Origin of the sequence: Cohnella rhizosphaerae, from assembly GCF_029525575.1 — a bacterium.
Classification (GTDB): Bacteria; Bacillota; Bacilli; order Paenibacillales; family Paenibacillaceae; genus Cohnella; species Cohnella rhizosphaerae.
Window position 1 is genome coordinate 1,923,100 of sequence record NZ_JAPDIA010000008.1, and the last position, 14,278, is coordinate 1,937,377.

A 14,278-nucleotide genomic window follows, 5' to 3' on the forward strand; every position below is an offset into this window, starting at 1 on the left:
CTTCGTACAATCGCATCGTTTTAAACGCGATCAGTCGAGCTCTCCACCTCCTGCATACGCTCCATCTGAACGGAATGGCCGAGACCCGCGCAAACTGCTGTATATTTAATTTACTTTCTATGAACCAATTCTACCCACGCTTTGCCCGGTTGTCAAATAATATTTCTCCTTATGTACAGCAGTTTTATATAAGATACAAGTTTTATGAATAAAATGTAAAGTAATAAAGACCATCAGGGGAGATCGCAGCTCTCCCTGACGGTCTTTACAACAAGCGCGTGCGCGATCGGCGGACAGCCCCGCGACCGCCTGAACGCACAACCAGCCGCGCCAAAGCCTCCACGGCCGCCCGCCAGCGAGGCGCGATTGAGTGACGCTTGTGCGCGATCGGCATACGCGACGGATTAGGATTTCTTAGCGCCCTTCTAACACCTCAGCCTCAGCAAAGTGGATGCGGAATTGCAGAAACTTTCTCTTGGGCTTGTCCAATTAACCTTGAACAACGCCAGGCCTGCGGTCTAGACGGGCTTGACGTTCTCGCAATCGCGGCCGATACAAATAGCTGTTGAAACGCATTTATTTCCTTTGATCACGGCTTCATTGGGCCAAATAAGTGTTGAAGCGCAATTAAATTCCCACTTTCGAGCGATTTGACCATGTCTTGGACAAAACAACTGCGGTTGGACACTTATTTCCTCCCCGACCCCGATCAACGCGCCGATTCATTGCCTTTCAACACTTAGCGCCCCTCCGGCATCCGGCTCGCGGCTCTCAAACCGAGACTTCAACGACCGCACCATGGCGGAGGAAGGCCAGTTTGTTCCTAACCGGGACTTCGGCGGCGGGGCGACGTTCTGGCACGATAAAAAAAGGAGGGATCGCTCCCTCCTTACGTTTTGGAAAGCAGTTCGTCGACCTTTTCGCACAGCTCTTGCTCGGTGATCAGGTCCGACCAATATCTTTTTTAGCAGCCTGCCCAGTACGTCGAACGCCTCCGCCGACAAGTTCAACCGGCTTCGCGTGCTGTACGTCGCCATAATCTCCCGGTAGAGCGGATAGCGGGACGGCCGATTGATCGAATCGGGCACCTCGAGGCGGGATTCGTTCAGCGACCTGACCGCCGGAAGGCTGTTCGATCCTCTGCGAATGATGCCCTGCGCCCTGGGCGAAGCCATATATTCGACCAGCAGCCTGGCAGCGACATGATCCGTCTTGCGCATCGATACCCCGATCGCATGGAGCATCGAAGCGGGCGACTGGACGAACGGGGCCGGCGACAGATCGAAGTCCAGCGGCGATTCCTTCAGCTCGTTCAAAGACATGTAGCTGGCCAGCATCATCGATACTTTCCCTTGGCTAAACAGATCCATGACATCTTTGTTGTCCTCGATCAAAAATCCGAGATAGTTGTCCTGCGCCTTGATGATTCGCTTGCACAAACGCATGCTCTCCAGCAGCTTGCTGCCTTCGAGACTGAACTTGCCGCTAGGGTCCGGACCGATATCTTGTCCGCTCTGCATGAGGAACACCGGCCAGCGCAAGGCGGACACCATTATGAAGTACAGCCCGAGCCTTCCGCTTGCCGACTTGGACAGCGTCTCGGCGTGCTCGAGCGCATCTTCCCAGGTCCAGCTGCCGTCCGGCTCGGGCACTTGCGCTTCGCTGAAATGGGCCCGGTTGTATGCCAGCACGATGGGAGAAAATACGACGGGCGCGGCATATTGCAGCGGTCCGAGGCGAAAGACTTCGTTCAGAAACGGATAGATCTCCCTGTCCGTCTTCAGCGGTTCAAGCATATCGAGCGCTCCGCGCTCCGCCAGCTCCTGAAAATGAAGACTGTTCAACGTAAAGACGTCGATCAAGCCATTTTCCAGATAACTCTCGATCTGACTCGTATAATCAGTCATCGTAATCGTCAGAATCTTCACCCGAATATGCGGGTAGAGCACGTTAAAATCGTCGAGCAGTCGCGAAAGAAGCAAATCCTTCTCGATCGAAGAGCTGACCCCGAGCGTAACGACGGTCGCCTCGTGGCCCTTCTCCGTCACCTTGCTGCCCACCCGGTTCACTTTGACGATCAACCCTTCGGCGACCAGCTCGTCGAGCCCTTTCCTGACGGACTTGTTGCTAAGTCCGTACTGCTGGACGAGCTCGGACTCCGAGGGAAGAAATTCTCCGGGTTTATAAGTGCCGGCTATAATATGATCGCGCAGCTGCTCGATCATAAATTTCAAACGCGAACGAAATTTATTGCGACCCGATTTATTGCGATCCTCCATAAGAGCCACTACCTCTCCAGTCGCATCGTTAATGAATAAAAAGCCAAAGCATTTTCCTTAAATTTAAACGAAAACAACATTGAAGTAAAGCATTCTGCTGTACAACTTGTTTCTTTTCACTAAATCGCTCCTATACAAACAGACAAAATGCCGCAGACGTACATTACCTCGGCGCAATGCGATCCTATATCGCCTATGACGCTTCTTCGTCGCGCATCTAGCCCCGCTTAACTACGGGAATCGTAAAACGAAACCGGCAGCCTTCTCCGGGCTCGCTCTCCGCCCAGACCGCCCCGCCATGACGCTCCACGATTTCTTTGGCGATGGAAAGTCCGATGCCTTGCCCGTCCTTGCCTGCCGTTTGTTCCAACCGGGTACGCCGATGGAAAATCAACGACAAATGTCCGGCTTCGATGCCCGGTCCATCGTCCCCTACCGTCACGCGCGCTTCGCGATCGTCCGCGGACGCCTCCAGCCTGATCGTCCCGTTTGGCGGACTATATTTGCAGGCATTGTCGATCAGATTGGCCAACACGCGCTTGATCGCATGCGCCTGAACAAAAACGTCGACCGCTTCGCCGCCGGGGTCGACTCGATATTCGCATCGCAAGCCGGCCTGTTCGATGTCGGACGAAAATTCAACGAACAAGCCCTCCATCCAGTCACCGAATCGAATGCGCGCGCGCGGTTCAGCTACCGCCGAAGCTTCAAGCTGCCCGAGTCGGCTCAACTCCCGGATATACGTGTAGACGTCAAGCGTTTTTTGATGGATGCGGCCAAGCATGCTTTGCTGACGCTCCGGATCCTGCACCAATCGCTGCTGCAATGCTTCGACGCCGCCCAGTACGTATGCGAGCGGAGCCCGAATATCGTGGGATATATTCTGAAGCAGCTTCGTCCGAACTTCGAGCTCCATGCGGGCGCGATCCTTCTCCCGCTGCATGAACAGCAGCCGATGGTACAAAACGAAGCACAGCAGCAGAAAATCGACGACGGATCCGAACTGCATGCCGAAATAAGCGAACGTATTGTCGGGCATCAGGCCGTAGGACATCAAAATCTTGGGCAGCCCGAATACGATCGTCGTCAGCATGGCGATCGAAAAAAACAAGGCGACTTTGCTGCCGCGTACGGCGCACCAAATAATGACGGCCGCAGTCGCGACGACCGCCGTCAGCTCGAACAAAGATACGTAAGGACCGACGCCGTGCCGGTAAAAGAGAGCCCAAGCCGCCGCTCCCGCGGGACACAGCGCCATAAACGTCCGCAGGACGATATCGGCCGCCTTGAAACGCCGCTGCGTGTCCAATATTTTTCGAAAAAAGGGAAAGAACGTCCAGATCGTGATCGCCACGAGAAGATGATAGGCTGCGCTTTGAAGATGTTCGCTCCCGAACAGCGTTCGTTCAAGCCCGTTCCAGATGAAATTGGAAGCGCCGAAGCTGACGACTCCGATCAGGTAGTAAAGAAAGGCGGTGTCGCGGGTGAAGTACAAAAGAATGAGGACGAATACGATCACGATGGCGATCAAGCCATAATACAAGCCGAAAAAGAAATAATATTTCGTTTGCGTGCTTTGATACGTCCATGGATCGAACAGCTTGAAGGGGGGTCGTCATCTCTCCGTCCGTCGCCAACCGGAAATAAACGAAGGTCGTCTCTCCGGGAGGAAGCTTAAGCTCGTAAGCCGGATAGTTGCCTCGCAGCGGCGTCGCTTCGACGGAAGCATACATTTGAATACGCTCGATAAGCGGATTGTCCATCTGCACGATCCACTTGTCGTTCGGCGTATCGTTGCGCACGGCAAATCGAAACCAATAAACCGAAGACGCATAGCCGAAAGCGATCCGGCCGCGAATCGGGCTGAATTGACGGGCAATGTCCGGAGACGACATGTCCGCGTACGACAAATGCCCGGCATCGTCCGGCAGCAGCTCCATTCGGTCGTTCAGGGATAACGCTTGCTGCGAATCGCGCAATTCAAGAAGTCCGTATGGCGCCTCGGCGGCGTCGGCTTCGGACGGCCAGGTCGACAGCATACTGACGAACAGGTAAATCAAAGCCGCGAGTAACCTGCCCATTCTCACCGTCGAGCCATTCCTTTCAACTTCAATCGGCATCGAATTTGTACCCGAAGCCTTTTACGGTATGGATGTATTTTCGTCCTTCGGAGCGGGACTCGATCGCCTTGCGAATTTGATAAATATGCGCCTTCACGATGTCAGGGGAATACTGGGCGGCGTCGCCCCAGACCTGAACGTACAGTCTCTCGGCATGAAGCACCTTCTTCAGGGCGGGAGACCAGCGCGATGAGCAGCCGCAGCTCTTTCGCGCGCAGTTCGACGGCTTGTCCGTTAACGGAAACGGCCAGACGGTCCAGGTCGATCCGCAAGCCGGGAAAGTTCAATTCGCGTCCCGGCTTCCTTGAAGCCGCGAGCCGCATGCCCCAGCTTAAGTTGGCTTTGATTCTCGCTTTTATTTCGTCCGATCGGAATGGCTTGGTAATATAATCGTTGCCGCCTGAATAAAGCGATCTCAGCATGGCATCGGTCTTCGTGTCGCCCGAGAGGAACAAGATCGGCTGGTGATAGGCGAGCCGAATTTGTCGGCATAACTCCGTGCCGTCGGTGCCGGGGATGTGCAAGTCCAGAACGATCAAATCGGGATCCACGCTGTTCACCATGGCCAGCCCCTCGCCTCCGCTGAATGCGCTATGCACGCGATAGCCCTCCGCCTCCAGAAAAAGGCCGAGAATCTCGTGCAGCCCGGGATCGTCGTCGATCACCAATATTTTTGCCGTCAAGACGTCTCCCCCCGCTTTATCCAAGTCTTTCACATGAATTATACCAATAATTCCGCAAGGCGTTATAAAAAAAGTGAAGTGAGGACGCGGATAGCGAAAGTAAAGCGGCGTCCCCCCGGGGAACGCCGCCCTACTTCAAACCCGCTTATTTCCTTAAGAAATAATCCATCATCGCTTTTCTTAAAGCGGCTCTCGTGACGCTCTGGAGCGTGGTCAGGTTATCCGCCAATCCGAGCGAAGCCAGCGGCGCGACCGCGGACATGATGTTCAGCACCTGGAAGCCAAGCTCGTTGTGGTACACATCCCACAGCGTGCCCCACGTATCGCCGGCGCCGTATCCGGCCTGCACCAGCTGAATGCACGCCGGAATCCAGCCCCACCCGAGCTTTTTCATGACGCGGGCGGCGTCGTTGGAGCCGAGTCCCGCTTCGCGCATGATCGCGAACGGCACGCCCTCGGAGAGATCGGTCAGCATCGCGCTGATCGCGGCATCCAGATCCGATTGGATGAAGCTCACCCCGATATTCGACACCGACTTCAGCGCCTCGTACACCTGCATATCCGTAAAATATCTGCGATCGTTATAAGACTGCATCAACGATTGTCCAAGCTGCAGGAGCGTCAAATTCGAGTTTCTCGCGATCGCCTGGGCGATCGTCGGCAAGGTCCACGGACCTCCCGGCCCGAACCACAAGCTGATGGCGTATTCGTAGGGGTTGCTGTTCACCAGTTGAAGCGCCTTGACCAGATCGTCGATATTCCTATAGCCGTTGTCGTACAAATATTTGACCATCAGCGACGGACGCGGGTCCGCGCCGTAAACGACCGTGACGACCGTCTCAAACGGATACTTCAAGGCTCGCAAATGCTGGACGAGTTTATCCGGCTCTTGCAATTTTCGACCGATATCGGCTAAAGGGTAGCCGACTTCGATCAAATAGCGAACGGTGTCGCGCATGCTGTACTGCCATAACGCCAGTAAATAGTGGGCATTCGACAAGCTTAGGCCCAGGTTGCGGAACTGCATGATCGCCGTCGCATCACCGCTCGCGATACTGAAGCGCATCGCATCATACAGATCCGTAAAGCCAGCTTGCTTCATGGCCATGAGAAGGTCGCCTTGCGATTTGTCCGGAAAAGCCCCCTTAAGCGCGAGATATGCGACCGATCCCTGATAGGCCCACCGCAGCAGTTCCGCCGCCACGCTCTGCGCGTCATCGTGGCCGAACAGCTGTACCAGCACAAGCGCCATCGCATCGGCCGCGTCGCCGTGGAAGCCCGCGTAATTGAAGGCAAACAGGATGCTCTCTTTCGAATAACCCGCTTCGGTCAGCAATCTGGCGGCCGCTACGCTATCGAGATTCGAATAGGTGTACTGCACGATAGCCAGCACGTCGTAAGCCTTGTATTGATGCGCAGCCATCCAGCCGACATACAGCGCAGCGGGATCGCGATGGTAATAGGCGCCGATCCTGTCGACGATCCCGCTCTCGCTCAAACCAAATTGGCGATTGGCCAACGTGACCTCCAGCATGGCCGACACGTCCAAGCCGTACACCCGCGCAAGCACGCCGATCGTTTCTTCGAGCGTCTTGCCCAGCGACTTCATGACGCTGATCGCGTATTTGGCCGTGCGAACGTCGGATGCCTTCAAGGTAGCCTCGAATCGGTCGGTCACTTCCGGATACACGACGGCCATGACGGCGTCCATCGTCGACAACGCGCCTTCTTTATAAATGTAACCGTCGCAATACACTTGAAAAATGGCTGCGAGCACGTTTTCCCGGGAATAACCGGCAGCGGCCAGCCCTTGCGCCATCTCGATGGCATCCGAGCTTGCGAACGTCGTCTTCAGCGCCACAGCCGCCTGCGTCGCCGAATAGCCGCCGCGGATCAGCGACTGGGCCATCGCGGAGAACGGGTCGACGTTAAATATGGCGGTCACGGCAGCCGTGACGTCCTCGGTGCGATAGCCGAGACGCGAGTCGCTTAACCAATCGGTCACCTGCGGCACGACTTGATCCTGAACGCCGCTATACAAATTGTAGAGCGCAGTGGCGACTTCATTTAAGCCGTAGCCGAGGTTGTGCAGCGCAAACGCCATATCGTTCATGGGGGGTCTGCTTGTTCAACAAATATTTGGCCACTTCCGTTGAATCGTAGCCTGCCGACTTGAACGCGGTCGCGTTCAGGTTCAGCCCGTCGCCGATCTGGTTCATCGTGAATCCGCCGGATGCAAAATCCGCGATCAGCGTCGTCGTATCGGTATGGTTATAGGTTTGCTCCAACACATTTTTGATCGTTACGAATTCGGACATGCCGGAAACGCTCGATCCTTTTAGTGCGCGGACAGCTTCGTCGGAGGTCAGGCCGTATACGTCCTTAAGCACCTGTCCGAGCAGCGGGACGTCGGCAGCGCCGCGGAACAGCCGGGACTGATTCGCGCTTGCGCCCATAAAGGCAAGCATATCGACGACGGAATATCCGCTGGCTTCCGCGATCGCGCGCGCCGTTTCGAATTTGCTGAACACGAGCTGTAAGTTTATGGCCGTCGTATCGTAGTTCGCATAACCCGCTCCGACCCAAAATCTGGCGATGTCCGTCGCGGAATAGCCCGGAATCGGTTCGCTCGTCGTCGTGTTCAACCCGCTCGCCGCCAGCAGTCTGATCAGATTGGGACTGCTGGAGGACGAATAAACTTTAAGCGACAAGGTTTTCATCACGTTCCCCAAGCTGGATAGCGGGTAACCCGCATGGCGCAGCTCCAGTACGACATTGGTCGCCTGCGGCTCCGTCAGCGTGTTCGAAGGCGCGAGCCACTGTACGATGTCGCCCGAGTTGAACCCGGCTTGGACAAGGCCGTCGACAACCGTCGTCTGGCCCGGCAGCATCGTCGTAACCTTGGTCGCGCCGAACTGGGCCAGCAAAGCCGCGATCTCCGAAAGCTTGCCGCCGAACTTCTTGCGGGCAGCGTCCGCGGATTGGGCCGCATCGTAGCGATAAGAAGCCGCGGAAGCGGGGTCCGTCTGCATCAGCTGCGCCATCAGATCTTCCCGCGTGCGGATCTCCGGATTCGTCGCCATCAGTGCCCCGGCCGTCTCCAGCGCGGTGTAGCCGCCGAATTTCATGCTGGAGACGACGGTATCCGTCCGGTGGTCGAGGGCATACAACAAGTTAAAGACTTCCAGCGCCGTAAACGAACCCTTCAAGGCGGCCAACGCCTCGGCCTGCGTATCCGCATAGGCGAGACCGGGCCAGATCTCCCCGATCGCGAAGCCCGCGAAGTGCATGGCCGATACCGTTTCCTGCGGCGAAGCGCCATAATCTTGCAAGAACATCCGCCCGATGTCCGCCGCGGCGTAGCCGCCCTCTTTCAGCAAGCTCGCCGTGCGCTCCGGCGCCGCTTCGTAAATCTCTTTAAGCGCCATGCCCGCCTTGCCCGCATCGATGCCAGCCGCTTTTAACGCCGATACGGCTTGCCAATCGTCGTTCCGATAGACCTCCTTCAGCACGCGTCCGACATCGTTGCTGAAGCCGTTATAGTTGCGCAGGGCGAACAACTGCGCCGCGCGTTCATTGTTCGTACCGTAGTAGGTACGCATCGATGCCGCCAGCTTTACGTTCGGGTAAAACCAGCTGTTGGCGACCACCTGTTCGTCGGTATAACCCGTCTGGTAAAGCGCCCTGACCCAGTCGTCGGATTCGCCGTTCAGGTAACTGAAGTTTTTACCCAGGTTTTGTACGTTCAGGATGCCCGCTTCTTTCATCCCGACCAGCAAGCGATAAACGCCGATCCCTCGCGGCAAGAGCAAATCGGGCATATTCTCGTTGGTTACGAGATAGACCGTATTCAACGCTTTGATCAGATCGTTCGTATTGTAGCCGCCCTCGATGAGCGCCCTCGCCGCATCGCCTGCGTTCAAGCCTGCTTGATCCTTCAGATCCGCAGCCGTCTGCTCGGCGGTCATCCCCAGCATCCGGTCGTAGGCGGCTCTGCCGCCCGGCGAGCTGCCGTCGGTAAAATCCCTCCAGGTCAAGGCGGGAAGCGCCTTGTCGTCGACGGAGCGGATCGCGCCCGGTTCGTAGGACAATGTCAGCGTTGACGGATGGACCGGTGCGGCGAGCGCAAGCTCGATTCGCGTTGCCGATTCCGACAGCGTCGCGCTTGCGATCGCAACCGGAGCCTCGGCGTCCTTGAGCGAGAAGCCCGCAGGCGCTGCAGGCAAGCCGTCCAGCGTTTTGTTGAACAGCAGCGTCAGCTCCTTAAGGTCGGGGCTGACCATCGCGCCGGTGATCGCCGGCACGTCCGGGATCGCGATCTCCTGGCTTGCGCCGAACGAATAGCCCGGCTTCGCAAGCGTCAACGTGTAGGTCGCGCCGCCGGTCAGGAAGCCTTGCACCCTGTAACTCGCGCCCCCGTCCGCGCCGCTGATCTTGGATACAAGCGCAGGCATGCCATCGGCGTTGACAAGGACGACGTTCGCACTCGCCAAATTCGAAACCGCAGGCGTCAGCCGCAATTCGAAACCGCCGGCCGTCGGATTGCTGACCGCCACCGCAACCTCGATGACCGACGTCCCGCCGCCAGATTCAGATCCCGTTCCCGAACCCGATCCGGGTTCCGATCCAGAACCTGAACCAGTTCCAGAGCCAGAGCCAGAACCAGAGCCGGAGCCAGAACCAGAACCAGAGCCAGAGCCAGAACCAGAACCAGAGCCAGAACCAGAACCAGAACCAGAACCAGAACCAGAACCAGAACCAGAACCAGAACCAGAACCAGAACCAGAACCAGAACCAGAACCAGAACCAGAACCAGAACCAGAACCAGAACCAGAACCAGAACCAGAACCAGAACCAGAACCAGAACCAGAACCAGAACCAGAGCCAGAGCCAGAGCCAGAGCCAGAGCCAGAGCCAGAACCAGAACCAGAACCAGAACCAGAACCAGTTCCAGAGCCAGAGCCTAAATCAGATCCCGAACCGGCAGCGCCCGTTCCCTGCATGACCGCCCCTCCGACGCTGACCGACACGCCTGCCGCGACGACGGTTTGCGCCGGCTTTTGCGCGATCGTCACGCCCGCCGCCGTGACCGACGCCGTATCGATTTTCCCGTCTCCCTTGATCGTCGCGGATGCGCCCACGTTCGCGTTTACGACCTGCGCGTTTTTTTGCAGGGTCACGCTTGCGCCGGCCGCCTGCCCGGTTAACGTCAAGCTGCCGACTTTGCCGTTCGCCACGTTCAATTGCGCCGGCGCAACGAGCACGACGTCCGGGAAATCGCCGTCGAGCGTCACCTCTCCGGTCGTCGACACCTTTACCGTGCCGTAGCTGGCTCCGCTCCCTCCGGCGACTTGCAGCGTCGCCCCGGACTCGACCGTTACCTGTTCGACCGCCGTAGCGCCTTCGATCACCACGCGGACCTGACCGTCGACCTTCGTGATGAATACGCGGGCCAACGTCGAATCCATGATATGCACGCTGTTTTTGCCGCCGCCCTTGACCGTCGTCGTACCTTCCACGACGACGCGGTCGAGCGTGGCGTCGCCTTCCCCGATCCCTTCGCCCAGCAGCAGATCGCCCTTGATCGTGACGTTCCTCAGGACGACGTCCGGCGAAAGGATCGCCACATCGCCTGCGATCGTCTCCGTCCCGACGGCCGGTCCGTACGTACCCGCCTTGTCGATGGACGACGGCACCGTACGGTTCTCCGACGCCGCTTCCCGGAGGCGCTGCAGCACAACGACCGCTTCGGCGCGCGTAAGCGGCCGGGTCGCATTGAAGACGTCGCCGTCATACCCTTTCATGATTCCGGCTTTGGCAACCGCGCCGATCGCGCCGCGGCTCCATGCCGCCATCTGCTCCGCATCGGCGAATCGGTCGGCTTCCGCCCGGCTGCCCGTATCCAGCTTCAGCAGTCTGGCGAGCATCACGGCCGCCTCTTGCCGCGTCACGGGAGATTCCGGATGAAACAGCCCCGCCCCGTCTCCTTGCATGTATCCAGCCGCAAGCGCGCGCGCTGCGTCAGCGGCGTACCATTTCGCGGCAGGCACGTCCGCGAAGGCCCCTTCGGTCGTCTTTGAATAATGAAAGACCCGATTGACCATCGCGGCCCATTCGGCGCGAACGACTCGGCCTTCGGGGCGAAAGCTGCCGTCCGGAAAGCCTAGGATCAGTCCCTCCCCCCTGCCAGCTTCGAATAGCGCCTTCCGCCCAATGACCGGAAATATCCGATGCAGGCGCAGCCGCCGACGATCCCGTTGCGGCGGCAACCGCCGCCGCTACATTCGACCGAGCGGGAGCCGGCAAGAATGGCGCAAGCATGGCGAGGACGAGCATGCAAGCCACGATTCGTTTCGCCCCTCCGTTCACGATATTCCCCTTTATTTTCCCCACGATCCTTCCACCCTTCGCTAAGCGTTCTGCCGGTTTTCACGGAACAAGGCGTCCGTCCATTTACAAAAACCGACATTCTTCTATTCATCGTACTGACGCACGGTAAAATAGGGGTGAAATATCCGTTTTTTAATTCATAAAATTAGAAAAACCGCTTGCGGCCTTTGTTTGCGCGGTGACGCTCAGCGGACGGACTGAGGAGCCCTTATTTTTGTTCCTATCGCGATTTGCGGCCCGCTCGCGGACCCAGGAGCCCCTATCTCGGGTTTGGTGAGCTGTTGTAGCCTTGATCTGAGCGAATAACGCCTCTCCAGTCCGTAAGGATCGCAATTGCACCGTTTTGAACGAAATAGCGTCATCTGAGTCCGGTATCTTCGTTCGGCTTGCCTTCCGTTGCTCCCGCAATTCTCATTCGCATCTCACGCGTACCTTGTCGCCTATTGTCGTCCAATCGGCTAAAAGCCTGCATGATCCAACGCGCTCCCCTTTCTCGCCTCGCGCGACGATACGAGAAGGGGCTTAAGGCGCTATTCAACGTTAACTGGTCGCAACCGCGGCGTATTCCGGGCGGAAGAAGCGTTGTACAGCGTTACTTGTCGGGACCGTGGCGCATTCCGAGCCGAAGAGGCGCTGGACAGCGTTGCCTGTCGTGACCGTGGCGTATTCCGGGCCGATAAGGCGCTATACAGTGTTTCTTGTCGAGACTGCGGCGCATTCCTGGCTAAGAGGCGCTGAAGGGCGTTACCTGACGATTTTATACTTGCTATGATTTTTAAGTTAAACCGCTTGCGGCCTTTTTTTTGCGCAAAGGCGCGCATCGTATGGACTGAGAAGCCCTTATTTGTGTTCCTTTCGCGATTTGCGGCCCGCTCGCGGACCCAGGAGCCCCTATCGCGGGTTTGGAGAGCTATTGTAGCCTTGATCTGAGCGAATAACGCCTCTCCAGTCCGAAAAGATCGCAATTGCACCGTTTTGTACGAAATAGCGTCATCTGAGTCCGATTTCCTCACTTACGATGCGACAGTAGGTTTAAAGCGCGGTTAAGCGTTGCTTGTCGGGACTGCGGCGTATTCGAGCCGAAGAGACGCGTTTAAGCGTTGCTTGTCGGGACTGCGGCGTATTCCGAGCCAAGAGGCGCGTTTAAGCGTTGCTTGTCGTGACTGCGGCGTATTCCGAGCCAAGAGGCGCTGTACAGCGTGACTATCCGAAACTGCGCATCCGGGGCGGAATGGCGCTCCACGTTGCGGCTGTCGTAATCGCATTGGGCTCGGGCTATCGGACGTCTCCCAAAGAATCAAGCGTTAGGCGCTTGCAGGCATATTGTGGTTGACGCAAGGCATTTTCGTCATGCTATAATAATATTGGTTCCATACCTATACCATTATATTTTTATGCAAGATTGGACTTCTGGCGTCTTGCGTATGCCTCGAGACAACATCGATGAGAGGAAGTGCATTAACCTGTCCAATACAGAACATCAGCTGGCTTTGTTCGGGGGACCCAAGGCGGTAACCGAAGCGCCCGGAGACCTGTTTACATGGCCCATCGTTACGAAAGAAGACGAGGAAGCGGCGCTGGACGTGCTGCGCCGAGGCGCGATGTCCGGCACGGATGTCACGAAGCAATTCGAGGGGGACTTCCGCGAATGGCTGGAGGTCGACTACGCGCTCGGCTTCAATAACGGGACGGCTTCGCTTCAGGCCGCCATGTTCGGCTGCGGCGTAGGCATCGGCGACGAAGTCATCTGCCCGAGCATCACGTATTGGGCGACTGGCGCTCCGGCCTATTCGCTTGGCGCGACGGTCGCGTTCGCGGACATCGATCCGGTCAACCTGTGCCTCGATCCGAACGATCTCGAACGCCTGATCGGGGAGCGGACGAAGGCGATCGTCGTCGTCCACTATTTCGGCCATCCTGCCGATATGGACCCGATCATGGCGATCGCCGAAAAGCACAAGCTCAAGGTCATCGAAGACGTATCCCATGCCCAAGGCGGCGTATACAAGGGACGCAAGCTTGGAACGATCGGCCACGTCGGCGCGATGTCGCTCATGGCCGGCAAGTCGCTCGCGGTCGGAGAAGCCGGCATGCTCGTCACGAACGACCGGGAGATCTACGAGCGGGCGCTCTCCTTCGGCCACTACGAGCGCTACAACCAGGAAATTCAAACCGAAGCGCTGAAGCCTTACATCGGACTTCCGCTTGGCGGAGCCAAACACCGGATGCATCAACTGAGCTCGGCGGTCGGACGCGTGCAGCTTCGTCATTACGAAGCGAGACAGGCGGAGATTCGCCTGGCCATGAACTACTTCTGGGACCTGCTCGAGGACGTGCCCGGTCTGCGGGCGCACCGCACGGCGCCGGGATCCGACAGCCTGATGGGCGGCTGGTACGCCGCGCACGGCCACTACGTTCCCGAGGAGCTGGGCGGCCTGTCCGTCTCGCGCTTCTGCGAGGCGGTACGCGCCGAAGGCGTCGAGGATTGTGTGCCGGGCTGCAATCTGCCCCTCCACACCCACCCGCTGTTCCAAAGCGCGGACGTATACGGGCATGGCCGGCCGACGCGAATCGCGAACGCCGCGCGCGACGTCCGGACGATGGATCGGGACTTGCCGGTAAGCGCGGGCATCGCCTCCCTCGTATACGCGATTCCCTGGTTCAAGCATTACCGGCCGCAAGCGATCGAGCGGTATGCGTTGGCCTTCCGCAAGGCGGCGATGAATTACAAAGAGCTGCTCGTTGGCGACGAGGGCAACCCCGCGACGATGGGCGGCTGGAATATGTTCAAACGCAATTAAGCGCA

8 protein-coding genes are annotated in these 14,278 nt (G+C 57.7%); 1 reads left to right on the forward strand and 7 read right to left on the reverse strand.

What is annotated here, in order from left to right; translation table 11 throughout:
* Positions 1-722: 722 nt before the first annotated feature.
* From OMP40_RS32710 to OMP40_RS32735, 7 genes are all read right to left on the reverse strand, one after another.
* A complete protein-coding gene (locus OMP40_RS32710) occupies positions 723-2,225 on the reverse strand; it encodes an extracellular solute-binding protein (protein ID WP_277537519.1) in 1,503 nt (500 codons plus the stop codon).
* A 271-nt stretch (positions 2,226-2,496) separates the two neighbouring features.
* Positions 2,497-3,801 carry a sensor histidine kinase gene (locus OMP40_RS32715; RefSeq protein ID WP_277538187.1) on the reverse strand — a complete coding sequence of 435 codons (1,305 nt, stop codon included), beginning with the start codon at positions 3,799-3,801 and terminating at the stop codon, positions 2,497-2,499.
* Complete coding sequence (locus OMP40_RS32720) at positions 3,686-4,360, reverse strand: 7TMR-DISMED2 domain-containing protein (RefSeq protein ID WP_277538191.1); 675 nt, start codon at positions 4,358-4,360, stop codon at positions 3,686-3,688. Before OMP40_RS32720 ends, OMP40_RS32715 begins: the two co-directional genes overlap by 116 nt.
* Positions 4,361-4,388: 28 nt before the next feature.
* Positions 4,389-4,562, reverse strand: a complete 174-nt coding sequence (locus tag OMP40_RS42625; RefSeq protein ID WP_420872066.1) for a winged helix-turn-helix domain-containing protein — start codon at positions 4,560-4,562, stop codon at positions 4,389-4,391.
* A complete protein-coding gene (locus OMP40_RS32725) occupies positions 4,501-5,082 on the reverse strand; it encodes a response regulator transcription factor (RefSeq protein ID WP_277537521.1) in 582 nt (193 codons plus the stop codon). Before OMP40_RS32725 ends, OMP40_RS42625 begins: the two co-directional genes overlap by 62 nt.
* 145 nt (positions 5,083-5,227) lie before the next feature.
* Positions 5,228-7,195 (reverse strand): hypothetical protein, encoded by a 1,968-nt coding sequence (locus OMP40_RS32730; RefSeq protein WP_277537524.1) that lies wholly within the window; start codon positions 7,193-7,195, stop codon positions 5,228-5,230.
* Positions 7,146-11,186, reverse strand: coding sequence for an S-layer homology domain-containing protein (locus tag OMP40_RS32735; protein WP_277537526.1), 4,041 nt, complete (start codon positions 11,184-11,186; stop codon positions 7,146-7,148). Before OMP40_RS32735 ends, OMP40_RS32730 begins: the two co-directional genes overlap by 50 nt.
* A gap of 1,710 nt (positions 11,187-12,896) precedes the next feature.
* On the opposite strand from OMP40_RS32735, the gene OMP40_RS32740 reads away from it, so the two are divergent.
* On the forward strand, positions 12,897-14,273 hold the full coding sequence (locus OMP40_RS32740) for a DegT/DnrJ/EryC1/StrS family aminotransferase (RefSeq protein WP_277537528.1): 1,377 nt from the start codon (positions 12,897-12,899) through the stop codon (positions 14,271-14,273).
* Positions 14,274-14,278: the final 5 nt, after the last annotated feature.

Excerpts from the sequence above, each read along its gene's own strand:
- OMP40_RS32710 (WP_277537519.1), bottom strand. The coding sequence starts at position 2,225 with ATGATCGAGCAGCTGCGCGATCATATTATAGCCGGCACTTATAAACCC.
- OMP40_RS32735 (WP_277537526.1), bottom strand. The coding sequence starts at position 11,186 with ATGGTCAATCGGGTCTTTCATTATTCAAAGACGACCGAAGGGGCCTTC.
- OMP40_RS32740 (WP_277537528.1), top strand. The coding sequence starts at position 12,897 with ATGCCTCGAGACAACATCGATGAGAGGAAGTGCATTAACCTGTCCAAT.
- OMP40_RS32730 (WP_277537524.1), bottom strand. The coding sequence starts at position 7,195 with ATGAACGATATGGCGTTTGCGCTGCACAACCTCGGCTACGGCTTAAAT.
- OMP40_RS32720 (WP_277538191.1), bottom strand. The coding sequence starts at position 4,360 with ATGGGCAGGTTACTCGCGGCTTTGATTTACCTGTTCGTCAGTATGCTG.